25 protein-coding genes and 1 tRNA gene are annotated in these 25,306 nt (G+C 63.4%); 8 read left to right on the forward strand and 18 right to left on the reverse strand.

The window, feature by feature from the left end; translation table 11 throughout:
- Position 1 precedes the first annotated feature (1 nt).
- From GR158_RS00940 to GR158_RS00985, 10 genes are all read right to left on the reverse strand, one after another.
- Complete coding sequence (locus GR158_RS00940) at positions 2-1,324, reverse strand: diguanylate cyclase (RefSeq protein WP_230640021.1); 1,323 nt, start codon at positions 1,322-1,324, stop codon at positions 2-4.
- A 128-nt stretch (positions 1,325-1,452) separates the two neighbouring features.
- Positions 1,453-2,280 (reverse strand): response regulator, encoded by an 828-nt coding sequence (locus GR158_RS00945; RefSeq protein ID WP_160869376.1) that lies wholly within the window; start codon positions 2,278-2,280, stop codon positions 1,453-1,455.
- Between the two features lie 97 nt (positions 2,281-2,377).
- Positions 2,378-2,632, reverse strand: coding sequence for a hypothetical protein (locus GR158_RS00950; RefSeq protein WP_371731604.1), 255 nt, complete (start codon positions 2,630-2,632; stop codon positions 2,378-2,380).
- A gap of 140 nt (positions 2,633-2,772) precedes the next feature.
- On the reverse strand, positions 2,773-5,250 hold the full coding sequence (locus GR158_RS00955) for a mechanosensitive ion channel family protein (RefSeq protein WP_202402108.1): 2,478 nt from the start codon (positions 5,248-5,250) through the stop codon (positions 2,773-2,775).
- Between the two features lie 101 nt (positions 5,251-5,351).
- Positions 5,352-5,903, reverse strand: a complete 552-nt coding sequence (locus GR158_RS00960; protein WP_160869380.1) for a DUF924 family protein — start codon at positions 5,901-5,903, stop codon at positions 5,352-5,354.
- A gap of 86 nt (positions 5,904-5,989) precedes the next feature.
- Complete coding sequence (locus GR158_RS00965; protein WP_160869382.1) at positions 5,990-7,045, reverse strand: acyltransferase; 1,056 nt, start codon at positions 7,043-7,045, stop codon at positions 5,990-5,992.
- Between the two features lie 328 nt (positions 7,046-7,373).
- Positions 7,374-7,449: transfer RNA gene (locus GR158_RS00970), tRNA-Lys, on the reverse strand.
- 117 nt (positions 7,450-7,566) lie between these two features.
- Positions 7,567-8,481, reverse strand: a complete 915-nt coding sequence (locus tag GR158_RS00975) for a PhzF family phenazine biosynthesis protein (RefSeq protein ID WP_134649485.1) — start codon at positions 8,479-8,481, stop codon at positions 7,567-7,569.
- Positions 8,482-8,574: 93 nt separating this feature from the next.
- On the reverse strand, positions 8,575-9,681 hold the full coding sequence (locus GR158_RS00980; protein WP_160869384.1) for an endonuclease/exonuclease/phosphatase family protein: 1,107 nt from the start codon (positions 9,679-9,681) through the stop codon (positions 8,575-8,577).
- 112 nt (positions 9,682-9,793) lie between these two features.
- Positions 9,794-10,210, reverse strand: coding sequence for an Lrp/AsnC family transcriptional regulator (locus GR158_RS00985; RefSeq protein WP_160869386.1), 417 nt, complete (start codon positions 10,208-10,210; stop codon positions 9,794-9,796).
- A 137-nt stretch (positions 10,211-10,347) separates the two neighbouring features.
- Between GR158_RS00985 and GR158_RS00990 the strand changes: the two genes are divergently transcribed.
- Positions 10,348-12,000 (forward strand): M20/M25/M40 family metallo-hydrolase, encoded by a 1,653-nt coding sequence (locus GR158_RS00990; protein ID WP_246665503.1) that lies wholly within the window; start codon positions 10,348-10,350, stop codon positions 11,998-12,000.
- A 212-nt stretch (positions 12,001-12,212) separates the two neighbouring features.
- Here the strand turns inward: GR158_RS00990 and GR158_RS00995 are convergent, their stop codons facing one another.
- The 3 genes from GR158_RS00995 to GR158_RS01005 form a co-directional block, all read right to left on the reverse strand.
- Positions 12,213-13,436: a PLP-dependent aminotransferase family protein gene (locus GR158_RS00995; protein WP_160869388.1), complete on the reverse strand. Its 1,224-nt coding sequence runs from the start codon at positions 13,434-13,436 to the stop codon at positions 12,213-12,215.
- 478 nt (positions 13,437-13,914) lie between these two features.
- Entirely contained in the window at positions 13,915-14,934 is a 1,020-nt protein-coding gene (gene ilvC / locus GR158_RS01000; RefSeq protein WP_134649489.1) for a ketol-acid reductoisomerase, read from the reverse strand.
- A 57-nt stretch (positions 14,935-14,991) separates the two neighbouring features.
- Positions 14,992-15,639 carry a TetR/AcrR family transcriptional regulator gene (locus GR158_RS01005; RefSeq protein WP_230640024.1) on the reverse strand — a complete coding sequence of 216 codons (648 nt, stop codon included), beginning with the start codon at positions 15,637-15,639 and terminating at the stop codon, positions 14,992-14,994.
- Positions 15,640-15,747: 108 nt separating this feature from the next.
- Here GR158_RS01005 and GR158_RS01010 point away from each other — a divergent pair, with 108 nt between their 5' ends.
- The 3 genes from GR158_RS01010 to GR158_RS01020 all read left to right on the forward strand — a co-directional run bounded on the left by GR158_RS01010 (position 15,748) and on the right by GR158_RS01020 (position 16,896).
- On the forward strand, positions 15,748-16,011 hold the full coding sequence (locus GR158_RS01010; protein WP_160869390.1) for a hypothetical protein: 264 nt from the start codon (positions 15,748-15,750) through the stop codon (positions 16,009-16,011).
- Between the two features lie 34 nt (positions 16,012-16,045).
- Entirely contained in the window at positions 16,046-16,426 is a 381-nt protein-coding gene (locus GR158_RS01015; protein ID WP_160869392.1) for a hypothetical protein, read from the forward strand.
- A gap of 260 nt (positions 16,427-16,686) precedes the next feature.
- Positions 16,687-16,896, forward strand: coding sequence for a cold-shock protein (locus tag GR158_RS01020; protein ID WP_134649492.1), 210 nt, complete (start codon positions 16,687-16,689; stop codon positions 16,894-16,896).
- Positions 16,897-16,953: 57 nt separating this feature from the next.
- On the opposite strand, the gene GR158_RS01025 is transcribed toward GR158_RS01020, so the two are convergent.
- On the reverse strand, positions 16,954-17,418 hold the full coding sequence (locus tag GR158_RS01025; RefSeq protein WP_134649493.1) for an Lrp/AsnC family transcriptional regulator: 465 nt from the start codon (positions 17,416-17,418) through the stop codon (positions 16,954-16,956).
- Between the two features lie 168 nt (positions 17,419-17,586).
- On the opposite strand from GR158_RS01025, the gene GR158_RS01030 reads away from it, so the two are divergent.
- Positions 17,587-18,300, forward strand: a complete 714-nt coding sequence (locus GR158_RS01030) for an aspartate/glutamate racemase family protein (RefSeq protein ID WP_160869394.1) — start codon at positions 17,587-17,589, stop codon at positions 18,298-18,300.
- Positions 18,301-18,303: 3 nt separating this feature from the next.
- On the opposite strand, the gene GR158_RS01035 is transcribed toward GR158_RS01030, so the two are convergent.
- Positions 18,304-19,548: an NAD(P)/FAD-dependent oxidoreductase gene (locus GR158_RS01035; RefSeq protein WP_160869396.1), complete on the reverse strand. Its 1,245-nt coding sequence runs from the start codon at positions 19,546-19,548 to the stop codon at positions 18,304-18,306.
- Between the two features lie 18 nt (positions 19,549-19,566).
- Positions 19,567-19,974, reverse strand: coding sequence for a helix-turn-helix domain-containing protein (locus tag GR158_RS01040; RefSeq protein ID WP_134649496.1), 408 nt, complete (start codon positions 19,972-19,974; stop codon positions 19,567-19,569).
- A gap of 155 nt (positions 19,975-20,129) precedes the next feature.
- Between GR158_RS01040 and GR158_RS01045 the strand changes: the two genes are divergently transcribed.
- Complete coding sequence (locus tag GR158_RS01045) at positions 20,130-21,017, forward strand: SDR family oxidoreductase (protein ID WP_160869398.1); 888 nt, start codon at positions 20,130-20,132, stop codon at positions 21,015-21,017.
- A gap of 41 nt (positions 21,018-21,058) precedes the next feature.
- On the opposite strand, the gene GR158_RS01050 is transcribed toward GR158_RS01045, so the two are convergent.
- Positions 21,059-21,811: a pyridoxine 5'-phosphate synthase gene (locus GR158_RS01050; protein ID WP_160869400.1), complete on the reverse strand. Its 753-nt coding sequence runs from the start codon at positions 21,809-21,811 to the stop codon at positions 21,059-21,061.
- A 248-nt stretch (positions 21,812-22,059) separates the two neighbouring features.
- Between GR158_RS01050 and GR158_RS01055 the strand changes: the two genes are divergently transcribed.
- Both GR158_RS01055 and GR158_RS01060 read left to right on the forward strand, forming a co-directional pair.
- Positions 22,060-23,142: a hypothetical protein gene (locus GR158_RS01055; RefSeq protein WP_160869402.1), complete on the forward strand. Its 1,083-nt coding sequence runs from the start codon at positions 22,060-22,062 to the stop codon at positions 23,140-23,142.
- 256 nt (positions 23,143-23,398) lie between these two features.
- A complete protein-coding gene (locus GR158_RS01060) occupies positions 23,399-24,076 on the forward strand; it encodes a MerR family transcriptional regulator (RefSeq protein ID WP_134649595.1) in 678 nt (225 codons plus the stop codon).
- A gap of 18 nt (positions 24,077-24,094) precedes the next feature.
- Here GR158_RS01060 and GR158_RS01065 read toward each other — a convergent pair whose 3' ends face one another.
- Complete coding sequence (locus tag GR158_RS01065) at positions 24,095-25,222, reverse strand: ATP-dependent RecD-like DNA helicase (protein WP_134649501.1); 1,128 nt, start codon at positions 25,220-25,222, stop codon at positions 24,095-24,097.
- Between the last annotated feature and the right edge of the window lie 84 nt (positions 25,223-25,306).

Consider the following 25,306-nt stretch of genomic DNA (forward strand, 5'->3'; position numbering starts at 1 on the left):
ATCAGCTTGCCAGCGCCTTCATCAGCGACAGTTCCGAGAACACCCGGTTACGGCCGGCATGCTTGGCCATGTAAAGGAACTGGTCGGCGGCATTCAGGTAGTTGTCGAAGGTTTCCCGGTCGGAAATGACCGCAAGGCCGACGGACACGGTAATCGTCAACGGCTCGCCATCGGCATCGATCGGCTGGGCCGCAATCTCCTCACGCAGGCGCTCGCAGTAATCCAGGGCCTCGTCGAGGCCCAGCCCATTGAAGATGAGGCCGAATTCCTCGCCGCCGAGACGAGCCAGCAGATGCCGGTCGCTCACGCGATGCTTCAGCCGCCGCGCAATGGCCTTCAGCACGACGTCGCCGACCTCGTGGCCGTAGGTATCGTTCAGCCGCTTGAAGTGGTCGATGTCGAGAATGGCGATCGACATCAGCTCCCCGCGCCGAAGCGCCTGCTCGACGAGCCGCGGCCCGGCCTCGAAGAAGTAGCGGCGGTTATAGATGTCCGTCAGGTAGTCGCGCGCGGCGATGCGGTGCAGCGACTGCACCCGCTTCTGGATCGCCGCGACATGGAAGATGCGGCTGTTGAATTCCTCGATGAGGAAGGGCTTCTGGATATATTCGTCGCCCCCGGCCCGCAGGAAACGGGCGGCAACCATGCGGTCTTCGGACTGGGCAAGCCCCACCACGCGCACCGCATCGTCGCCATGGCGCTTGCGGATCTCGCTGAGCAGATCGAAGCCGCTCATGTCGGAGAGCGCGATATCGCAGACGACCATGTCAATCCCGCCATGAGAATCGAGCGCCTCCAGTGCGGCGGCCCCCGTATCGACGGCAATGATCTGGAACCGCTGCTTGGCGATGAGGCTGACCTGTTTCTCAAGGCTTTCCGGATCGGAATCGACCACGAGCACCTGCGTCTTGCCGCTGGTCAGGATGCGGTCCACCGCAAGCACGAGCTGCTGGATCGCCGCCGGATTGTCCTTCACGACATAATCCAGCACGTTCTTGGCCAGGATCTGGTCGCGGGTCGCATCGCTGAACGAGCCGGTGAAGACGAGCGGGGCGATGCCCTTCGAGATCACGTAGTCGAGTGCTTCGCAATTCGGCGCGTCGGGCAGGTTGAGATCGAGAACGGCAAGGGCGAATTCCGGCGCGTCGCCCTGAAAGATAGTCCGTACCGCCGCCATGCTGGAGCAGTGGGTGACATCCAGGCCAAGCTCCTTTTCGAGCCGGTACTTGAGCGCCGTGGAGAACATGCGCGAATCCTCCACGAGCAGCACCTTCTGGCCGGTATGACGCAGAAATGCCGGTCCTCGCTGCGGATTCGAATCCACGTCCACGCTTCCCCTACCCCGATGACACATTCGTCTGCGGGCATTACAACCCACACGCTTTACCAAGTCGTTAATCCGGCCGGAAATATCTCACGTTACGTGAGGTAAAACGCCGGCAAAAGGCAGGCTCAGCCGGCCATCTTGAACTGCGCGCTCCTGATCTGCGCCAGCGTGTCGAGGTTCTGGTTGACGCGGCAGTAGAACTCCTCATCGATGAAGGGCCGCATGATGAAATCGTTGCCGCCGGCCTTGAGAAACCGCGCGGAAAGCAGCCTGTCCGTCGATGACGAGATGCCGATGATCCGCAGCTGGTGCGAGCCGATGGAGCTGCGGATTCGCCGCGTCAGTTCGAAGCCGTCGATGTCGGGCATGTTGTAATCGGTGATCATCAGCCCGATATCGGGGTTCGCCTTGAGGAGCGCGAGCGCCGCCGCGCCGTTCTCCGCCACACTGACGCGGAAGTTGTACCGCTTGAGCCGCGTCGACAGCAGCGCACGGGCCGTGGCGCTGTCATCGACGATCAGCACGTGGTGATTGTGATTGGTCAGGAAGCGGCAGACGGACTCCGCCAGCATGTCCACGGCGAAGATATTATCCTTCAGGATATAATCGACGATCTCCTTGGACAGGAGCTGGTCGCGTGTCGTCTGTTGGAAGGTGCCGGTGAAGACGATGGTGGGTATGGAGAGGTCGACGAGGTAATTCAGCGCCTCGCCATTCTCCGCGCCCGGCAGGTTGATATTGGAGATCGCCAGCGTGATCTTCTCGCTGGACTTGTCATAGGCAAGCTCCAGCTCCTCGAAGCTGCGGCAGATCTCCACGTCGATATCGAACAGCTCCTTGAGCCGTTTCGAGATCATGGATGTGAAGACGTTGGAATCCTCGGCAACGATGATGCGATGATGCGAAAGAGACGCGCCGGAATACTGCATCCCGGAAATGCCGATGAACCCCATGATCTGCCTTCTTACGTAGATTTTCCCCACGTTAAGGCGTAGATGCATCCCTTTGAGAAAGCGTTAAGTTCCCGTCATGGGAAACCACGGTCGTGGCCTATTTGACCAGCGCCTCGCCGCCTTTGATCTCGACCTCTTCTCCGCCGCCGAGTGCGATGCGGTCGCCATTCGGCATGGTGAGGAAACAGCCGGACGGGCAGATGGTTTCCGTCGTGCCCGGCTCCAGCGCGATCTCCGCGCGGCTGCCGTCCTCGACGACCACCAGCACCTGCGTCTCGGCATCCTTGTTCGTCACGGAGGCGGCCTCGGCTTGCGCGGTCATTGCGGCCGACACAAGCAGCATCATGATCATTCGCTTCATCTTTGCCCGGCGCAACGCGCCGCCCCTCTTCACACGCCCTGAAGAACACTATCGCTCCCCGGCGGGATTTGCATGTGTTTTATGAGGGGACGGCTGAATGCAGCGTGAATGCGGCATTCATGTGCCGCAAATCAGGCATCGGACGGATCCTGCGCGGGCTTGCGGTTGCGCTGGGCGGCCGGTTTCGCCAGCTTGTCCGTCGCCTGTTCGAGAAGCGTCGAGAGAAGGAGAGCCCCCTCCGGCGAGATCTTGACCGGCACCTCCGGGGCGGCGGGGCCGGACATGGCGATGCCATCAGCGCGGAACCGCTCGAGGATGGCGGCACGCAGTTCGGATTTCACGGCCGTACCGTTGAGGATATCGGCAAGGAAGGCGCGGATCTCGAAATCGAGCGTCGCGGCGGAAAAGGCCTGAAAAACGACGACCGGCTCGGGGTTGCGCAACAGCCCCTGCTGGCCGCGCACGACATCGGCGATGACCTCCTGCACTTGGCGGGGATCGTTGCCGGCGTGAACGCTGAGAGCGATATCGATCCGGCCGAGCTTGTTGCGATGCGTCCAGTTGCCGACCTGTCCGTTGATCAGCACCGAATTGGGAACGATCACGGTCTGGCGCTGGAACGTCTCGATCTCCGTGGCGCGCACCGAGATGCGCCGCACGAAGCCCTCCGTCGTTCCCGCCACCACCCAGTCGCCGACCTTGAAGGGGCGTTCGGCCAGCAGGATGAGGCCGGAGACGAAGTTCGACACGATGTTCTGGAGGCCGAAACCGATACCGAGCGAGAGGGCACCGGCGACGAGCGCGAGACTCGACAGGTTGATGCCCGCCGCCGATATGCCGATGAGCCCGGCAAGCGCCACGCCGGCATAGCCGACCGCGGTGCGCACGGAATTGCGCACACCCGCATCCACCTGGCTTCGCGCCAGCACGTTGCCGTCCACCCACTTCTGGAACCAGCGCGTGACGATGAAGCCGAGCGCGAAGAGCACGATCCCCGCAAGGATACCGACCAGCGAGATCGTGATGCTGCCGATGCGGATTTCCGTGAAGATGCGGTACGCCCAGGACTCGATGTCGGCGATCTGGAAGCCCCACTGCAGAAAGATCATCGGCAGGAAGAGCACGATGATCAGCAGGTAGATGCTCAAGCCGGATACCAGCCCGATCTGGTCGAGCACGATCGGGCTCAGGCCGAAGCGCTCCTCCAGCCGCTTGCCGACCGCAGTCGCACCAAAGGCATTGTTTGCGGACACCGCGCGGCCGGACAGGAAGCCGATATACATGGTCACGAGGATTGCGCCCGTCACGACGATTTGCGCCGCCACGAAGCGCGCCAGGCCGACATAGCCGAGCAGCGATGCCAGGATGAGGCCGAGGCCGGTCAGGACAAGCAGCACGAAGACGGAGCGCGGCCACTGATGACCTTGCGACTCCGGCGCTTCCCCGCGCCGCAGGACGGGTTGGACAAACGCCGTCACGAGAAGCAGCAAGCCGATGATGATGGAGGCGAAGAAGCTCTTGACCACGGTCAGGATGACCGGGGAGCCCAGCGTTTCGCTGATCGTGCCCAGGAAGTAGTCCGCTCCGTTGACAATGACCATGCTGAAGATCAGCAGCCAAAGCAGACGTGCACCATGATCGGATACCCGCACCAGCCGCCAGTTCCCGTCGCCCGGCGACAGCACGGCATTGGCAAGCTGGCCCACGAAAAAGATGCCGACCATGACGGCGAGCGCCACGGCAAGCATTGGAGCGGTGTCAGGCCGCAGGACCTTGAACGCATCCATGAAGAAGTAACTGGTACCGGCGAAAGCGCCCGCGGCCGCCGTCGGCAGAACCGTGGACCAGAAGGCGACGGAAAGCCGCGTGATGTAGTGCGGCTTTTCCTGCTGGGCGACGCGCGTGATGTAGGGCGAAAACAGCCGGTAACTGCCCGTGAGAAGCACAAGGGCCGCCATCAGCGAGAGCGAAACGGCGGCAAGCAGCTGCAACCGCTTGAACTTCCAGACGAACTGGAGCCAGGCCGTCACCGTCCGCTGCAAGGTGCGCGCCTCGGCATCGATGGCGGTGGCGGCATCGCTGAAGAGGTCGGGCGTTATTTCCGTGCGCTTTAGCAGCGCCTCGCTGAACAGCTGCCGGCGGATTTCGGTAATCCGGTTGGAAAGCTTCGTCGCCTCGATGGAGAGATTTTCGGCCTCGCCGGTCAATGCATTGATCTGGTTGCGTTCGGCCGAGAGCTTCTTGCGCTCCTCCACCACGACGGCCGATTCGGCGGGCTCGCCGTCCGCCGGTGGATCGCCGAGCTCCGTCTGCCGTGCCTTGATGGCGTCGAGCCGCGGGCGCAGCGCCACGGAAATCGCCAGAATGGACCGGTTGAGCGTCTCCGCCTCGACCTTGAGGTCGACAAGGCGGTTATCGTCGGTCTCGTAGGCATCGACCTGCTTGCGGATGTCGTCGAGCTGCTTGCCGGCGGTGGTGAGGCCGGCATTCGCCTGGTCCAGCTGCGTGCCCACATCCGTCGCGACCGTCGGCGCCGTCTGGGCACCGGCGGGGGAAGCGGCCAACAGGAAAACCGCAAGAAGAATGGACAGGAGACGGGAGATCGGCAACGGGCCATCCTCACTGAACGGAAACAGGCGACTTCGCAGACGCGCGAACGAACACCCTTCTAGCCATGAATGCGGCCATTTTAAATGGGGCCGCCCGGCGCCTAGAAGCCCGCGTCCGGCTGGGCGAGATAGATTTCCTCCTGCGGCGTCGAGACGCGGCCGAGATAGGCATTGCGATGGGGAAAGCGGCCGAACTCGGCGATCACGTCGCGATGGCGGATGGCATAATCGAGATACATGGCATCGCCATGCGCCTCGAACAGCTGCACCGAGCGGTCCTGATCGGCCAGCGATTCGGAATGTTCGAAGGGCATGTAGAAGAAGTGGCGGCGCCCGTAATCGACCTCTTGGTCCGCCCCAGCCTCAAGAGCAAGCCGCGCTTCCCTGAGCGCCAGCCAGTCGGTCGCGAAGGCCATGGGCGATGCGCGGTACATGTTGCGCGGAAACTGGTCGAGCACGATGATGGCCGCCAGCCGCGCCTCGGGGCTCGCACGCCATTGCGGCCCGACACCGCGCGATAGCGCCAGATGCGTGGCGGCGAATTGCCCGTGGACCCATGCATCGAGTTCCGGCGTGGAGTTCCACCAGTTCTCGGCCGTCAGCGTATCGCACCAATAGGCAACCACCTCTTCCGGTCGCTTGATATCCGTCATGCCTGGTCCTCCATTCGGTTCGGGAGGCAATATGGCGAACGAGGCCCGCGAGGCAAGGGCGTTTGCCGGCATTCGGCACAAAGGCGCTAGGCGATCTGCTGGCGTCGTTGCCGCAGGCCTACAAGTGCTCGGAGGCCCCGTGTCATGGGCTGTTCGACCACAAGATAGGTCAGACAGCCCACCGCTACCACCGCAGCCATGGCGAAGGGGCGATAGATCAATTGCTGGGCGACCGGCGACAGCGGGAGGCGCGACAGCACGAGACCGCAGGCCGACAGTACGATCGTGTGGGTCATGTAGATCGAATAGGACGCGTTCCCGAGAAAATGCATGATCCGGCTGTGCCGCAGCGCGCCCGCGCGCTCGAGATACATGCTGCCGCAGACGATCATGGCGGCGGGGATACCCCAGGTGATCACGCGATCGATATCCTGCACAGATGGCTCGAACACGGCGGACAGCACCAGCCAGGCAACACCGCCCGCAACCAGCAGGGCCGACGGCAGAACGCCGATCTGCCCGGTGGTCCTGTAACCGGCCGCAATCACGAGGCCGAACAGGAACTCAAGCAGATAAGGCTCCGTGTAGAACGAGAGCGAACCGGTCGGATGCAGGACAGCTCCTATGAGCACAAGTGCGCCGAAGGCAAGAGCGACCGCAACGATCCGCAGGCGCACCGCAAGCAGAAGCACCACGCTGAACAGGAGGTAGAAGAACATCTCGGCATTGATCGTCCAGCCGGGCACGAAAACCGGATAGAGATGCCCTCTCAGATCGGGATGCTCCCAGGGAAGGAACAGCAGCGACGCTGCGACATGCGCACCATCGAAGTGCCCGTTGCTCACGGCCCAGGGGAACGCGACCATGATCAGCGTGATGAACAGCGTGATGAGCATATACATCGGCACGATGCGCAACGCCCGCTTCAGCAGGAAATCACCCGGCGTCAGGTTCTTATCCACCGTCGAAAGCCACATGACCACGCCGGAGATGACGAAGAAAATGTCGACACCAGACCCGAGTGCCTGTGGGGACCATCCGTGATAACCGAGCCGCGCCAGCGGCGCCTGGTAGTGGACCATCACGACCAAAAGCGCGGCGACAGCTCGCAGATACTGAAGAGATCGAAGCTCGTTCGGCATGAAACACAATCCTGACCGTTCATCGGCACGATGCCGGAACGTCAGATTGTTCGCCTTCACCTTTCATGCAAGCGGAAAGGCACAACCAGAGGGAAATGCCCGGTCGCATGGTAAATTCCACTGCCGCAGCGAAAATCGGCCCGTGATTCCGTCTTGTTCAGACACACAATTGTCGCAGCGTTAGGAACAGCTTTACCAACCAAATCGGGGACCGTCCTCCCTGCCGCGCGGGCCGAACACGCACAAACGACAAAGGCGCCGTGAGGCGCCTTGGACATGGTCATTTTCTGAGAAAGCGCGTTGGTAGAAATGCGCTAAGCAATTGATTTGGTGGGTGATCACGGGCTCGAACCGTGGACCCGCTGATTAAGAGTCAGCTGCTCTACCAACTGAGCTAATCACCCACTTGACCGCTCCAGCGGTCTGACGGGGCGTATAAAGACGTTCTCCGACCTTGTCCATACCGCATCGGAAAAAATCTGCGTCCGTGGGCAAATTTCTTCCGCAGCGCAAAAATACCGTCACAAATCCAGCGTTCCCGAGGCGATACGAACGGCTTCGCCGCCGATGCGTGCGCCGGCGATCGTTCCGCCAGCCACATCGAGGTGCAGATGAATATGCGAGGGGCGGCCCATCTCGACGCCCTGTTCGATCAGGTAGGGATGATGACCGTCCATCAGCCCGTCGAAGAAGTGGATCGCACCCGACATCGCCGCCACGGCCGCGCCCGTGGCCGGATCCTCCGCAATGCCCATGTCGGGCGCGAACATGCGCGTGTGGAATTTCGCATTGTGGTTCACGCCGCCGCGGCAATAGAGATAGGCGGCAGCAAGCCGCCCTTCCGCGAAGGGAACGCAACGCTCCCAGAGCGCGGGATCGAACTCCACGGCACCGGCCGCGGCAAGATCGTGCACGGGGATCATGACGAAGGCCACCCCCGCGCTCCAGAGCGACGGCACATGGTTCTCGAAACCGATCTGCCCGGGCTTGAGGCTGAACGCATCGGCAAGCGCCTGCCGGTCGAACGTGGCGTCGAGCTGCGCGGATTTGCGCGGCAGGTCGAACTCGGCGAAGGCCGCCTTGCCACCACCGAGCCGCACCGCACAGCGCACCGGCCCGACATTCTCCTCCAGCACGCAGACCTGATCGCGCTGCCCGGCGGCCTCCCCGGCCGATTCCGCGATGGCGATGGCTGCCCCCACCGTCGGATGGCCCGCGAACGGCAGTTCGCGGCCCGGCGTGAAAATGCGCAGCCGCGCCGTATGCGCCGGGTTCTCCGCCGCCTTGACGAACACCGTTTCGGAAAGGTTGAACTCGCCGGCTATGCGCTGCATCGTGCCGTCGTCCAGATCGTCGGCGTCGAAGACGACCGCCAGCGGATTGCCGGCAAGGCGTGTATCGGTGAAGACGTCGTAAAGGGCGTAGCGACGGGACAAGGCATTCTCCCTGTTCATTTTTTGCCTGAACACATGCACCCAAACCTGCCCGAGCTTCCAACCGCGGGCAAGCGGAAATGATGCCGGTGCCTGTCAGACATCCAGCGTCATGACGACGGGGCAATGATCGGACGCCTTCGGACGGTCCCAGCCCACGCGCGGATAACGCTCCACCTCCTGCCCCGGCGGAAACAGCGTGCGGAACGGCTGGCCGGCGCGAATGATCTCCGGCACGCGATGGGCGTTGCGCTCGGCAAGCGATGGCGAAAGCCAGATGTAATCGAGCTGGCAGAGATGGCGCTCCTCCGGCCCCCGGCTGTGATAGAGCGTCCAGCGGTCATCAACGGGACGGCGCAGCATGGGGTTCACCGCAAACCCATCCACGGTGAACGTGTCGAGCGCGCTCAGCGGTTCCTTTTGCGGGATGAAGCGGTAGCCGCTGCGCCGGTCGCCTTCGATGGCGAGCTTTTCCTGATAATCGTTCATGTCGCCGCAGATGGCGAAGGCCTTGTCGGCGGTTTTCCCGACGCCGAAGCGATTCTCGATGATGCGGCGCACGGCCCGCGCCTCGGCGATCCTGACCGGCATGGTCGATTGCCGGCCATCCATGCCGTCACGCCCCGGCCCCATCGACTTGAAATGCACGACGTAAAGCGTCAGCGGACGCCCGCCGATGCGCAGGTCCAGTTCCAGGCAATCGCGCTTGAAGACCCTGTCATCGGGATTGAAGCCCGCGGCGGGATCAGCCGTGTGCAGATCGAAATCGCGATAGGTCACGCCGGCATGGCTGCGGATGTCGACGCATTCGATCCGCTGCCCGTCACGCGTCTCCTCGCGCATGAGCACACAGACGTCGATGCCGCGGCTGTCATTGCCCTCGATGAGGTATTTCTGCCGGTAGCCGTTGCCCACCATGCGGAACAGATAGCCGTATTCGAAAGCCTGCAGGGCCGCCATGTTGTCCATTTCCTGCAGGCACAGGATATCGGCATCCGCATCCGCGATCGCCAGGGCAGAATGCTGGCGCGCATCGTCGGTGAGCGCGATGGTGCGCGCCTCCTCCAGCCGCTGGTATTCGGCCTCGTTGCGGATATCGAACAGCCGCAGGACGCGATCCTGCCGGACCTGGTTGCGGAAACCGGTATAATCGAAGCGTGTGAGGAGATTTTCGATATTGAAGGTGGCGAGGCGGAGCGACATGGGGTCCTTTCGGCAATGCCGGCGAAGTGTAACCGCCTGCCCGGCAATGGAAAGCGTCTTTTCGGTCCGTGCACAACCGGTCGGCCCGGAGCCGTGACCGGGCGGCAAAAGGCTAGAGCGTCGTCAGAAGCAGGCTCGTTTCGGATTTCGAAACCCCGTCCATGGCCCGGATGCCGCGCAGCACGCGCTCGAAGGTGACGAGGTTTTCCGCTCGAAGATCCGCGACGAGGTCCCACGCACCGTTGGTGGTGTGCAGGGCATGCACCTCGGGGATGCCGCGCAATGCCTTGATGACAGCTAGCGTCTTCTGCCCGGTGATCTCGATCATCGTGACCGCGCGCACGGCGTGCGGATCATCCGCCTCCGAACCCCGCACCGTGAAGCCGGAAATGACGCCCGCACGCGTCAGCCGCTCGATGCGGTTCTGCACCGTGCCGCGCGATACATTGAGCGCCGTCGCCAGCGCCGACAACGACGCACGGCCATCCTTGCGCAACAGCGCGAGAAGCTTTTGATCGATCGTATCCATGGGAAACCTGACGAAATGACAATCTCTCATGACAGAATGCCAGAAATTCGCACAATTCATACAGGGATTTGGCGTTTTGCCTGCCTTCATCCTCGGCTAGCGTTCTCATCATGACAACGCTGACGACAGGCGCTCCGATGATGACAGAAACCGCGGTTCAAACGGCTGCCCGGCGCTCCAGGGCTCTTTCGCTGCAGATGACGCGCTGGCCGAGTGTGACCGGCTCGCCCGACGAGGCAGCGTTTTCAGAGCACCTGCGCGCGCATCTGGCCGAGACGCCCTATTTCACGCGCCATCCCGACCAGCTTTTCACCATCGCCAGCCATGGCAAACCGATGACCCGCACCCTCGTGGCGCTGGCGCGCGGCACCGGCCGGCGAACCGTCGTGCTGGCCGGGCATTTCGATACCGTCTCCATCGCAAACTATGGCGCGCTGGCAGCGCTTGCCTGCGATCCCGAACCCCTCACCCAAGCGCTCATCGCCGAATTGCGTGGCCGCCCACGCAACCGCGCCGAAGAAAAAGTACTCATAGATTTCGAAAGCGGCGACTTCATCGCCGGGCGCGGGCTTCTCGATATGAAGAGCGGCCTTGCCGCCGGCATCGCCGCGCTCGAGCGCTTCGTGGCGATGGAGGCGCCGCAGGGCAATATCCTCTTCGTTGCTACGCCGGACGAGGAAAACCGCTCGCGCGGCATGCGCAGCCTGCGCGACGCCCTGCCCGACATCGCCCGCCGCTTCGACCTCGACATCGTCGCCGGCATCAACCTGGATGCCTCCAGTTGTGAGCACGGTGGCGAAGAGGGCCGCGCGATCTATCTCGGTTCCATCGGCAAGTTCGCGCCCTTCGCCTTCGTCATCGGCCGCCCGACCCATGCGGGCTATCCCTTCGACGGCACGAGCGCCTCCCGCATCGGCGCGGACATCGTGCGTGCCATGGATACCGTGCCGGAGCTCAGCGACGAGGCCTTCGGCGAGCGCGCGCCGCCGCCGGTCTGCCTTGAAGCGCGCGACGTCAGGGACGGCTACGAGGTGACGACACCGGATCGTGTCTGGCTCTCCTTCAACTGGCTGACCCACAGACGCCGCGCCGCCGACATCCTCAACGATTTCCGCGTGGTCGTAAGCGGAGCGCTCCAGTCCGCACTCGACACGCAGGACGCGCATCACGCCCGTTTCCAGGGCGGTCCGGTCGCGAAGACACAAGGCGTGGTGCTGACCTATGCGGAGCTTGTGGCGCGGCTGAAGGGCGATGCGCTCGAACGCCTGGAAGCACTCGACCGTTCACTCTCCGGCGGCAACGATCCCTTGAAGGTGAGCCGCGAGATCGTGGCGGCGGCGGCAGCCGAAGCGGGCATCGAGGGCCCCGCTGTCATCATCGGCTTCGGCAGCCTGCATTATCCGCTGGTGCATCTGGAACAGGCGGGAGGCGCCGGCCGCACCATGCGGAGCCGCTTGCAGGCCGTGATGGCGGATACCGCGAAGCGACACGGCACGTCGATCAAGTTCAAGCAGATCTTCGCCGGCATTTCCGACATGAGTTTCTTCGGCCATCGTCCCGACGCCGGCGAAACCGGCATCCTCGCCGCCAACACCCCGTCGGCGGCCTTCACCGACGCAGCCCCTGCCGGATTGCTGTCCTTCCCGACCGTGAATATCGGCCCATGGGGGCGGGATTATCACCAGAAATGGGAGCGCGTGCATGCGCCCTATACATTCGAAGTGCTGCCGGACCTGGTGTTCGAGTCGGCTGTGGCCTTGCTGGATTCAGCTCCAGAAACCCACCCATGAAAGCTCGGCTGAGGCTGGCATCCTGCCCTTCTCCCCCGCGGGGAGAAGGTGCCGGCAGGCGGATGAGGGAGTGGCGCAACCTTTAACCGCAGCCCCCTCATCCAACCCTTCGGGCCACCTTCTCCCCGTGGGGAGAAGGAGATGAGAGAGACCCGCATCCCCTCAGCAAATCCGGCACGCTTGCAGGCAGAGCAGGGCGGCGAAGGTCGTGATCACGCCGCCAGGCGTTCCGCGTTCAGCAGGCGGCCGAGGCGGGAGATGCCTTCCTCGATCGTCGCGGCATCGGCGCAGGAGAAGCTGAGGCGCAGCGTGTTGGCGCCGCTGCCATCGGCGTGGAACGCCTGACCGGGCACGAAGGCGACCTTTTCGGTCTCGATGGAGCGTGCGAGCAGCGTCGCACCGTCCATGCCAGCCGGCAGCGTGACCCAGATGAACATGCCGCCTTCCGGCTTGGTCCAGCTCACGCCATCCGGCATGTATTTCTGGAGTGCGGCCAGCATGGCGTTACGGCGCGCGCTGTAGGCGGTGCGGATCTTCGCGACCTGCGCGTCGAAGCCGCGCTCGGCGACATGGGCGATGGCCATCTGGTTGATCGTCGAGGAATGCAGGTCGGCCGCCTGCTTCATCAGCACCAGCTTGCGGATGACGGGGGCGGCCGCGACGATGTAGCCGACACGCAGGCCCGGCGCGAGCGTCTTGGAGAAGCTGCCGCAATAAATGGTGCGCGTGGCATCGATATCGCCCTTCTCGGCGATTTCCAGCGCCAGGATCGGCGGCACGGCCTCGCCGTCATAGCGCAGCGACTGGTAGGCGGCGTCCTCGATGACGGGGATATCCAGCTCCTCCGCGAGCGACAGCAGCCTTTCACGGCCGGCGCGATCGACGGTCTCGCCCGTGGGATTGGCAAAGTCGGCGGAGAGGTAGGCGAACTTGACGCGACCACCGGCTTCCGCCGCCGTCGCGCGATAGGCGTCCGGTGTGCGATTGCCTGAAAGGTTCAGCCGGTCATAGGTCGGCTCATAGGCGTTGAAGGCCTGGAGCGCGCCGAGATAGGTCGGCCAGGTGACCAATGCCGTATCCTTCGGCGACAGGAAAAGCTTGCCGAGGTAATCCAGCCCCTGCTGCGAGCCGGAGACGATGAAGACATTCTCGGCCGTGCAGGGAATGCCGATCTTGCCCATTTCGCCGGCCAGCCAGTCACGCAGCGGCTTGTAGCCTTCGCTGACGGAATATTGCAGGCCGGCCGCCGCGTTCTCGCCCGCCAGCACATCCGCATAGGCGGCGGCGAAGGCCTCCTTGGGAAACAAGGCCGGATCCGGAATGCCGCCCGCGAAGGAGATGATGTCGGGACGCTCCAGAAGCTTCAGAAGTTCGCGGATTTCGGACGCCTTCATGCGCGACGCGCGGGTCGCGAAGGCCTGTTCCCATTTGAACATGGTGTTTCCTCGGGCTTGTTGTTTGAACGCACCTCATCATGGCGCCGCATTTATGTCAATAATACTGACCTAATTTTTAGCACCAAAAGACGTTCAAGGCCCGAAACCATGCCTGGTATCGCCGCCGGCAAGCACCGCCGAATACCGCGGCCCGCGCCTTTAGCGTTCAGGTCGTCCGGTCACCGTAGAGACTGAGCAGAACAAGCATCGCTATACTGCCCAGGATAAAAAGATCGAACCAGGCGAAGTATTGGATAATCGTGGTCATCGCACCATCCTCCTGACAGTCGAACGAAACACAGAGGTATTTTGTTCCTGAAGGAGGGTTTTCGCAAGAATATTACTTGCTGCGATGCAATATATAAAATGTATGCATCGCATTAATTTGATGGCGCTGAAATAAAAGACCGGGCGGAAGACCGCCCGGTCGCTCGCCCGGCGCAGGGTGCCGGACGATTACTTGGCTGGAGCCAAGTGTTTAGTTGACGGCCTTGTCGACCAGCTTGTTCTTGCCGATCCAGGGCATCATGCCGCGCAGCTTGGCGCCGACTTCCTCGATCTGGTGGGCGTCGTTGTTGCGACGGATGCCCTTGAAGCGGGCGCCGCCGGCCTTCCATTCCTGCATCCAGTCCGAGGTGAACTTGCCGGTCTGGATGTCCTTGAGGACGCGCTTCATCTCGGCCTTGGTCTCTTCCGTGATGATGCGCGGGCCCGTGACGTATTCGCCCCACTCGGCGGTGTTCGAGATCGAGTAGTTCATGTTGGCGATGCCGCCTTCATAGATCAGGTCGACGATGAGCTTCACTTCATGCAGGCACTCGAAATAGGCCATTTCCGGCGCATAGCCGCCTTCGACCAGCGTTTCGAAGCCGGCGCGGATGAGCTCGACGAGACCGCCGCACAGAACGACCTGCTCGCCGAAGAGGTCGGTTTCGCACTCTTCCTTGAAGTTGGTCTCGATGATGCCCGAACGACCGCCGCCGACGCCGCAGGCGTAGGAGAGCGCGAGGTCGAGCGCGTTGCCGGAGGCGTTCTGGTGAACGGCAACGAGGCAGGGAACGCCGCCGCCCTTCTGGTATTCGCCGCGAACCGTGTGGCCCGGGCCCTTCGGCGCGATCATGACGACGTCGAGCGAAGCCTTCGGCTCGATGAGGCCGAAATGCACGTTGAGGCCGTGGGCGAAGGCGATGGCAGCGCCGTCGCGGATGTTGCCGGCGATGTCGGCCTTGTAGATGTCGGCCTGGAGCTCGTCCGGCGTCGCCATCATGAGGAGGTCGGCCCACTTGGCCGCTTCGGCAACGGTCATGACCTTGAAGCCGTCGGCTTCGGCCTTCTTGACGGTCGGCGATCCGGCCTTGAGCGCGATCACGACGTTCTTGGCGCCGGAATCCTTCAGGTTGAGGGCGTGAGCACGGCCCTGCGAGCCGTAGCCGACGATGGCGACGTTCTTCGCCTTGATGAGGTTGAGATCGGCATCACGATCGTAATAGACGCGCATCGATGGTTCCTTCCCTTGCTTGTCTGTTTGAACTGGACCGGCGGTTTCCTGCCGGTTTTACCGTTTCGCGCCATGAAGCGTCAGGAAGGCATCGACCGCCTTCTCCGCGCGTGGCGAGAATTCTTTCCTGAGGGCTGCGGCATCCTCGCCCAGCAACATGCGCAGATGCATGTCGGAGACGATGAGGCCGTAGAGCGTGCCGTATGCCTCGTCCGCCCGGTCGAAAGCAAGCAGCTTCGCCTTGCGTCCGGCTTCCAGCAGCGCTGCGGCGCGCTTGCCGATCTGGCGTCGGCCGCGCTCCTGCAACAGCCGGCCGAGCCCGGCGCCCTCGCGGCTCGCCTGGCCGATGGCAAGCCGGTTCAGCGCCAGCGACACATCGCCCGACAGGACATCGATGAGATCGACGGCGAAGGCGACGAGATGCGCGCGCAGCGTCTCGGCCGTCAGCGCGCCCGCGCTCGCCTCCACCGTGCGCACCTTGCCGGCCTGGTAGGCGATCATCGCCGCGATCAGCCCGTCGCGATCGCCGAACCACTTGTAGAGGCTTTCCTTGGAACAGTTCGCCGCGCGGGCGACACCGGCGGTCGTCAGCGCCCGCTCGCCACCCTCGACAAGCAGGCCGAGCGCACGCTCCAGCACCGCGCCCTGACGTTCCGTCAGTCCCGCGGCGGCTGCACCTGCCCTGCCCTGTTCTGTCGCCTGCACGTCTGTCACCCGCCACATTATACGTACCGTACGGTACGGTTCGCATCTTCTAGCGATCCGCGCGGCGCCGGTCAATCGCCTTTTGTGCGATAAAGGGATGAGTCACGGATGGATATGGAGAGAGTCGCGTCCCTTCACGCGCTGCGGCACACAAAATACGCCGCAACGCACAACGGCGCGAAAAATATTTTTCCCGCTATCCTGCTGTTTAGAAACAGAACTCCCGGTTATTCACTCGCGGCATCGGCGATGCACAATATTTTTCGCTTCCCAATCGATTTCCGCTTGTTAAGATTTGTGAGGCCTGCGGTGCAGCAGACCGATGCCCATACGTATCGGCCCGCCACGCCTCAGGTGCTCAGTCAGGAGTAAGAAGCAAAACGCCCTTATGCCAAGGAGACAGAGAATGATGAATTTCCTGCCAGACCTGCACGAAGGACATGCTCCCATAACCCTGCAACAACTGTTCGGCGATGCCCTGGAAGCCTTCGATTCCTGGGAAGATGGACGCGCCGAACCCACCGTGATCTACGAGGACCAGCTCCTCCCGATCGGCCTCGTTTTCGAAAACATGCGTGAGTGCACCGATATCCTCCCGCGTACGCTGGTCGATATCGTGACAACGGCCTTCGCCCACGACCCGGCGGCGTCCAACACGGAAATCGTCACGTTCGGCGACGCTGCCCGCCTTGCCGCCGTCAGCGTCGCGCAACGCCGGCTCTATGGCGAAACCGCCATCGCAGCCTTCCTGAACCAGCACCGCATCGACAAGCGGCGCCCCGCCTGATTGTGGCCAGGCCCCGTCAATGGCGGGGCCTGCGTCCTTCGCAAGCGCATTTCCGGCGCCAAACGAATGACGACATGCGCGACGGCGCGTCTTGACCGCTTGCGGCGAAGCACTTATTTCTCCCGCATCGAGATTTGAACGTTGTCTTCTGCTTTTGCCGGCTCTGCCTGCAGCTTCACGAACTTCCCCTTCAAATTCGACCACCCAAGGCCGCCCTCCGGCGGCCGAAGATTGATTTGACGGCTAGGAAAGGTTTCGTCATGGCAACTGGCACTGTAAAGTGGTTCAACACGACCAAGGGCTACGGCTTCATTCAGCAGGACAGCGGTGAACCGGACGTTTTCGTCCACATCTCCGCTGTACAGCGCGCGGGCCTCGTCGCTCTGGACGAAGGTCAGAAGGTCAGCTTCGAGCTGGTCCGCGACCGCAAGTCCGGCAAGATGTCGGCCGATCAGCTCGCCGCGGCCTGATCAGCAATTGAATTGACAGACGGAAAAGGCCGGTCTCGACCGGCCTTTTTCTTTGGCCTACTGCGCGTGGTCGACCGGTAGCCTGACCCCGGATTTCAGTACCTCCATGGAAATGGAGGCAGAGACGTCGAAGAGTTCGACCCGCCGCACGATGCGCTTGTAGACGACGTCATAGTGCTCGACGCGCGGCAGAACGACCTTCAGGATGTAGTCGTAATTGCCCGTCAGCCGGTGCGCCTCGACCACTTCGGGGATATCGGCGATCGCCCGCGAGAACAGCTCGATCCAGTCATCGGCATGATGCGCCGTCTTGATCAGGGCGAAGACCGTCGTCGGCACCCCCATCTTCTCGCGGTCCAGCAGCGCGACCCGCCCGGCGATATGGCCGCTTTCCTCAAGCCGCTGGATGCGCCGGGCACAGGCCGAGAGCGAAAGGTTCACCTTCTCGGCCAGCACCGCCACGGATGCACCCGCATCCTCCTGAAGCAACGCCAGCAATTTCCGGTCACGATCATCAAGCACGCGCAGATTCCTCGATATTTACGGCCTATGCGCGAATTATTAGCGCATTAAATGCATCAGACAACACGAGACACGCGAGAATTCGGGAAAATCGCCGCAACTTTGCAAACAATCGCCACGGCATCGGCATCATTATAGACGCAACAGGAAAATCATGGGGAAGTGACGATGAAAACGATCGGCCTTATCGGCGGCATGAGCTTCGAAAGCACCGCGGTCTATTACCGCATGATCAACGAGGCCGTCCGCGCGCGGCGCGGCGGTCTGCACTCCGCGGATGTCATCGTGCACTCCGTCGATTTCCAGTCCATCGTCGATTTGCAGAAGGCCGGACGCTGGGACGCCGCCGGCGCGCGCCTCGGTGCAGTGGCCGCGGGGCTGGAGAAGGCAGGCGCGGACTGCGTGCTGATCTGCACGAACACGATGCATCTCGTGGCCGATGCGGTCCAGAGCGCGGTGAAGGCCCCGCTTCTCAACATCATCGACGAGACGGCGCGCAGCATTCTCGCCGCCGGCAAGCGCCGCCCGCTGCTGCTCGCGACCCGTTACACGATGGAGCACGGCTTCTACGCCGACCGCATGAAGATGGCGGGCCTCGACGTCATGGTCCCCGACGCGGCGGGCCGCACGCTGGTTCACGACGTGATCTTCGACGAATTGTGCCAGGGCAAGGTGCTGGAAAGCTCCCATGCGCGCATGATCGCGCTGATCGAGGCAGCCCGTCTTGAGGGCGCAGACTGCGTCATCCTCGGCTGCACGGAAATCTGCATGCTGCTCGATCCCGATGCCCTGCCGCTGCCCGGTTTCGATTCGACCGCCATCCACGCGAAGGCCGCCGTCGATTTCGCGCTTGGCTGTGCCGCCGCCAGCCGGGCGGCCTGACGCCTACGCCTCCCGCAGCGCCGCCTCCAGCCAGCGGCATTCCTGCAAGCCGGCACGGGCGAACGGGTCGGCAAGCGTGCCCGAGACGATGGACGCCAGCAGCTGCGGCGCCGGCGGGATTTTTGCGACGGTCGCGACCAGCCGGTCACGCAACCACGCGATCGCCCGCGAATCCGACTGGTAGAACGGCGTGAAGACATAGGACAGCAGCTGAAAGAGCCGCACGTGATTGCGCCGCGCGGCGGCGTAGGCGGCAAGCGCCTCCTCGACGCTGGCGGCCGATGACAGGGCATGGGCGAGCGCGGCGGCGTCGAGCAGCGCCATGTTCGCGCCCTGCCCGAGCTGCGGGCTGGTCGAATGCGCGCTGTCGCCGATGAAGACGATGCCGTCGGCATGCGGCGGAAGCGCCGTGCGATGGGCATAGCGCGCCAGCGTCAGCTGGTCCCAGTCGGCGATCTGGTCGAGGAACGGCGCCGTTTCCGGCCAGTAATCGGCGATGCCAGCCTTCCAGCGCGCAAGCCCGGCCTTTCTTACGGCATCGGCCTCGGCGATCTTGAGGCTCCAGAAGAAGGCGACCTTGCGGCCTTCCGCCGGATGTGCCCGGCCGACCGGCAGCACGCCGATCATCACCTTCGCCGCATCGTAGCGCTGTGTCAGCGCGCGCGGATCATGATCGATGCCATCGGAGTCGAGCGTCGCCCAGAAGGCGCCCCACGGCAGTTCGCGGATCGCGGGCGCGACGACGGATGCGGCCACGAGCTGCGAACGCGCGCCCGTCGCATCGACCACCAGGTCGTAATCCCCGACGATCTCGCCATCGACATCATGCAGGACCGTGCGCGCCTGCCGCGTCTCGGCCTTGGCGAGCGAAATGCCCGTGCGCACCGCAATCCGCTCCGCCACGACAGCGTCGTGCAGGGTCGTAAACAGCGCGGCGCGATGCACCGCAAGCCCGTAGCGCCCGCCGGAAAGCGCATCGTAACGAACGTCGAGCACGGTGCGGCCGCTGCGCGCATCCGCGCCATGCAGTCGCTCGATCCGGTTGCCGAGGCCGTGGATCGTCGAGGACAGGCCGAGTGCATCGAGCACGGTCAACCCGGTCGGTTGCATCAACAGGCCCGAACCGACGGGCGACGGCTGCTCGAAACGTTCCATGATCTCGACCCGGTGGCCGGCGCGCGCCAGAAAAAGTGCAGCGGCAAGCCCCGCAGGCCCCGCTCCGGCAATCCCGATATCCAGTGGCTTCATGCTTTCCCCGCCGGGCCCTCAGTCCTGTTCAGCGTCGTAGACCGCCCGCGCGGCACGGATCGCGTCGTGATTTTCCGTCGACCAGTGCACCAGGGACCGCAGAAGTGCAAGAAAGGACTGCCCGAGCGGCGTCAGCGCATATTCCACGCTCGGCGGCTGCGTGGGATAGACGGTGCGCGTGATATAGCCGTCGCGCTGGAGATCGCGCAGCGTCTGGGTCAGCATGCGCTGCGAGATGTCGGGAATGAAGCGGCGAAGCTGCGAGAAGCGGCGCGGACCATCGGCAAGGCCGAGGATCATCAGCGACGTCCATTTGCCGCCCACGCTGTCCAGCACGTCCCGCACGGGACAGTCGTTCATCGACATGGCGACGCCGTCGATGAGAATGACGCGCTCGCCCTCGGCGCGGTCGATCATCTTGTTCATGGCCGGTTCCCTCCAGGTAACCACGGCAGGAAAAACTGCCTCCTTTACTTATTCTATCACATGACCAAATTGGAGATAGTCTCAATTTGAGACCTTATTCCATCGGGTCCGAAGGCGCTTTGCCTCCCCCAAGACATCGAGAGAAAGGCAAGTCCATGTCAGACACGATCCTCATCACCGGCGCTTCGGGCCATCTCGGCCGGCTGGTGCTCGACGCGCTCCTGGCCTCCGGCAAGGTAGCCCCCGCAAACATTATCGCGACCAGCCGCGATACGGCCAAGCTGGGTGACTATGCCGCGCGGGGCGTGACCGTCCGCGCCGCCGATTTCGACGATCCGGCCTCGCTCGACGCCGCGTTCGCGGGCGCCGGCAAGGTGCTCATCATCTCCACCGACGCGCTCGACAAGCCGGGCCGCCGCCTCGCCCAGCATGAGGCCGCCGTCGCCGCCGCGAAGAAGGCCGGCGCGAAGCACATCCTCTACACGTCCATGCCGCAGCCGGACGATTCGCTCGTCACCTTTGCGCCCGATCATCTCGGCACCGAAAAGGCCATCAAGGCGACGGGCATCCCCTATACGATCCTGCGCGACGGCTGGTATGCGGAAAATCTTTTCATGTCGCTGCCGCATGCGCTGCAGACCGGTTCCTGGTACACGTCGACCGGCCAGGGCAAGATCGCCCATATCACGCGCGCCGACACCGCCGCGGCCCTCGCCGGCGCAATCCTGAAGGCCGGAACGGAAAGCACGACCTACACGCTGACCGGCCCGAAGAGCCGCACGGCGGAAGAAATCGCCGCGATCGTCTCGGCCGCCACGGGCAAGCCGCTCAATGTCGTTCACGTCACGGATGCGCAGCTTGCCGAAGGCCTGAAGGGCGCCGGGCTTCCCGAAGCCTTCATCCCAACCATCGTCTCCTTCGACGCCAATACGCGCGAAGGCAAGATCGCGATGGTGACGAAGGACGCAGAAACCCTGTCTGGCCGCCCTCTCACCACGCTCGAGGATTTCGTTGCCGCCAACAAGGCAGCCCTGCTCGGCTGATCCATGAGGATGCGGCGTGCCAACAGGCGCGCCGCATCGCGTCAGACGTCCTGCCCGCAGGCGCGGCAGAAGCGGCGCACGGTCTCGGCCATGCCGTATTGCAGCGCATCGGCCGTCAGGCCGTGGCCGATCGAAACCTCCGCGAGACCGCGTATGCGGGCGACCAGCGGCGGCAGGTTGGCGACCGTCAGGTCGTGGCCGGCATTGACGCCGAGGCCCAGATCGAAAGCGATATCGGCGGTCTCGCCGAGCGTTTCCAGAATGCGCTCGCCCTCTGCCGGATTGTCGTAGCAGCCGCCGTAAGGACCGGTATAGAGCTCGATCCGGTCCGCGCCGATCTCCCGTGCAATGGTCAGCGCCTCGCGATCGGGATCACCATCGGCGAAGACCGAGACGCGCAGGCCGAGCTTCTTGAGCCGGTCGACGATATTGCCCAGGAGATTGTGGCTCTTGCGGAAGTCCCAGCCATGATCGGATGTAGCCTGCGAGGGATCATCCGGCACCAGCGTCACCTGTTCGGGACGATGCTCTTCCACGAGCCGCATGAAGTTTTCTTCCGGGAAACCCTCGATGTTGAACTCTGCGCCCGCGCCTGCCTCGTCCACCAAAGCACGGATCGGCGCGAGATCGCTGAAACGCACATGCCGCTGGTCGGGCCGGGGATGAACCGTCAGGCCGCTCGCCCCCGCATCGAGCGCGATCCGCCCGAGATCGGTGACGCTCGGCCAGGGCAGGTCCCGACGGTTGCGCAGCATGGCGATTGCGTTCAGATTGACCGACAGTTTTGCAGGCATGGCGACATGGACTCCCTTTCGAAAGAAAGGTCTAGCCGGTTGTTTCCACAAGAGCAATCACCCGCAACCGGCCGGCCGCCGCCAGTCGTCAGTCGTCTGTATACAGTCTGCTTCGCCCCCTTGCCGCCCCTCGGGAATCACCGCTAAAGTACCCTTAAATTTTAGGGCATGCTGAAGCGGCCGGCGAAATAGGCCCGGCGAAACGGGAAGGACGTCGAAACACCGATGGTCTCCTTTATGGCGACACGATGAGCAGGATCGAAAGGCCGGCGTGCGAGTGCATTCGGCTGGCGCTTTCGGCCATCATCGCCAGCGAGACGTTCGCCCGCTCGGAGCGCCTGCGCTCGTTCCTCGCCTACATCGTCGAGATGGATCTTTCCGGCAAGGCAAGTCACCTGAAGGGCTACAGCATCGGCGTCGACGTCTTCGGACGCCCGCCCGGCTTCGACGCGGGAAGCGACCCCCTGGTGCGCGTGCAGGCGGGAAAGCTGCGCAAGCTCATCGAGGAATACTACAACAAGGAAGGCGCGGCCGATCCCGTGCGCATTCGGGTGCCGCTCGGCAGCTATGTGCCGGAATACAGCGTCGTCAGCGTGGACGTACCGCCAAAAGCGAACCGCGACATCGAGACGCGCCGGCCCCGCGCTGCGCCCGCCAAGCCCTCGCGCTCCTGGCTTCCCGCGCCCGTCTCATCCCACCTGGCGCTCTTCTCTCTGCTTCCGCTCGTCTTTCTCGCCCCGTCCGTCTATCCGGGCGCGACCAATGCGGCGATCGGCGACGCCCAGTTCGCGCTCTCCGTCCAGAACCGCTTTCCCAGCCAGGCGCTGGCCCTGCCGCGCCTTCGCATTCTCCGCTGCTGGCCGGCCGGCAGCGAATGCCATGTCCTCGCCGATGCCGTCGAAAAGGCTGCGGGCTATCACAGGACCGTGCGTATTGCGGGATCGCGCGACGACGATCCGGCGCCCCTGTCCTATGCCGTCCGCGTCGAGACCCAGCCGGATGGAAAGGGCGTCTATGTCCGCCTTTTCCACGAAAGCTCCGGTATCACGGTCGATACGCGGCATTTTTCCCGCGAGCAGCTGGGCAGCGCCGAGGCCGTGGCCTTCGAGGCAGTGACTTTCACGGCGCGCGCCCTCTCCGTGAACGGCCCGCTCTATCGCCACGCCGCGCGCACCGGCATTGCCAGCGGCCTCATGGAATGCCTGATCCACCGGACCGCCTCGCTCTCGGCGGGTATATCCCAGAGCGCAAAATCGACCGTCTGCAGAACGACGCCACCGAACGTGGTTGCCGCGATCACGCCGCAAAACGACGTGCCCTCCGCACAGTGAAGGCCCTGCGGCCTCCGCGCGCAGCCGGTGACGAAACATACATCCCTAGATGTAGTGATAGGCATTCGCATGCGCTGCGGGTATTGTTGTATACAAGCGCGTCGACAGGATTACGTCCGGCTTCTCTGCCCGGTCGCCGATCGCGAGCGCCTTCGCAATCAGGTTCCGGCCATGGCAATGCACACGCGGGCCAAAGGGCACCGGCAATCCGGGGGTAATCGATGACCACTCTTCTTTCATGTGGAAGGCTAGCATGATGGCCAGCGCGTCGAAGAAAACCGAAACGCAGGGCGGCGAGCGCAAATCCATCCGTTTCCTGCCGGTCATGCCGCTGCCGGACAACCTGCCGGAAGGCCGCCTTGCCATCGCCGACATGGCGAATGCCTTTGGCGTGACCCACCGCACGCTGCACTTCTACGAGGAAAAAGGCCTGCTGACCGCCGCCCGCGTCGGCCCCATGCGGGTCTATGGTCAGGGCGAGATCCACCAGATGGCGGTGGTCAATACCTGCCGCGAAACCGGCATGCCCGTCGCCGTCATCCAGGAGCTCCTGGAGCGGCTTTCCGCCGCGCAGACGCAGGAAGAGGCGGACTTCGTCTTCCGGTCCGCGATGCTTGCCCGCAAGCGCGAACTGGCCGCCCAGCAATCGACGATCCGCCGGCAAATGCAGCAGATCAACGAACTGCTCGACTTCACGCCGTCTGCGGAAATCGAAGTGAACGACAATGCGCCGCCGGCGCATCTCACACCCGCGGAACTGCGTTGCCTGGAGCTGATGGCGGAAGGCTATCCGACCAGCCGGATCGCACGTGCCCTTGATATGGAGCCCGGCGAAATCCAGGTCATGGAGAAGACCATCATCGGCAAGTTCGACGGCAACAACCGCTTCCAGGCGATTGCAAAGGCCGTGATGCTCGGGATCGTCGGCCACTAGGGCGGACGAAAGGCGGTCCTATCGAACGATCGTCAGCGTTTCCGCGGCGCGCGTGATGGCGGTGTAGAGCCACCGCTCGCGCGTATCGCGAAACGCGAAGCTCTCATCGAACAAGACGACATTGTTCCACTGCGAACCCTGCGCCTTGTGGACGGTCAGGGCATAGCCGAAATCGAATTCGTCGTAACGCTTGCGCGTCGACCACGGAATTTCCTCGTCAAGGTTCTCGAAGGCCGCCTTCAGAAGCTTGATCTTGGCGGCACCGCGATCCATGTCGTCGTCTTCGGGCCGGATCATCAGGTTGATGCCCGGCTTCACGGTTTCCTTGGACGAACTCATCACCTGCCACAGCGAGCCGTTCAGCAGCCCCTTGGCGGGGTCGTTGCGCAGGCACACCAGCTTGTCGCCGGACTGCGGATAATCCGTGGTGAAGCCCTTGAGTTCGCGGAGCCGCTGGTTGTAACGACGGCGCGTACGGTTGGTGCCGACGAGAACCTGGTCGGCATCAAGCACGAGCGTCTGATCGACCTCATTGCGGCCGATGACCCGGGCGGCGCCGTAATCGCCATAATCGATATCGCTGCCTTCGCGCACCTGCATGGCAAGCTGGATGATCGGATTGTCGCGCGCCTGACGGTGGATATCCGTCAGCAGGTAATCCGGCTCCTGGTTGGTGAAGTAGCCGCCGCCGCTCACCGGCGGCAACTGGCCGGGATCGCCCAGCACGAGGATCGGCGTGCCGAAGCTCATCAGGTCGCGGCCGAGCGCCTCGTCCACCATGGAGCATTCGTCCACGACCACCAGCGCCGCCTTGGCGACTGGGCTCTGGCGGTTGATCGAAAACATCGGCGAAATCGAGGTCTTGCCGGTCTCCTCGTCGGACACTTCTTCTTCGCCGCGCGGACGATAGATCAGCGAATGGATCGTCTTCGCATTGGAAGCGCCCTTGGAGCGCAGCACCTGCGCGGCCTTGCCGGTGAAGGCGGCGAACAGCACCTCGCCATCGACATTCTCGGCAAAATGGCGTGCGAGCGTCGTCTTGCCGGTGCCGGCATAACCGAAGAGCCGGAACAAGGGCTGGCGCCCATCCTTCAGCCATCGCGAGACGGCCTTCAGCGCTTCATCCTGTTGGGGTGCGAATTCCATGCCGGGACTTGGCAGGATTCGCGGCGGTGAAGCAAGGGGCCCGCCGATCAGTTCACAAGCAGCTGTAAAATGCCCGTCCCTATA

The sequence above is a fragment of the Shinella sp. AETb1-6 genome (assembly GCF_009826875.1).
Classification (GTDB): domain Bacteria; phylum Pseudomonadota; class Alphaproteobacteria; order Rhizobiales; family Rhizobiaceae; genus Shinella; species Shinella sumterensis.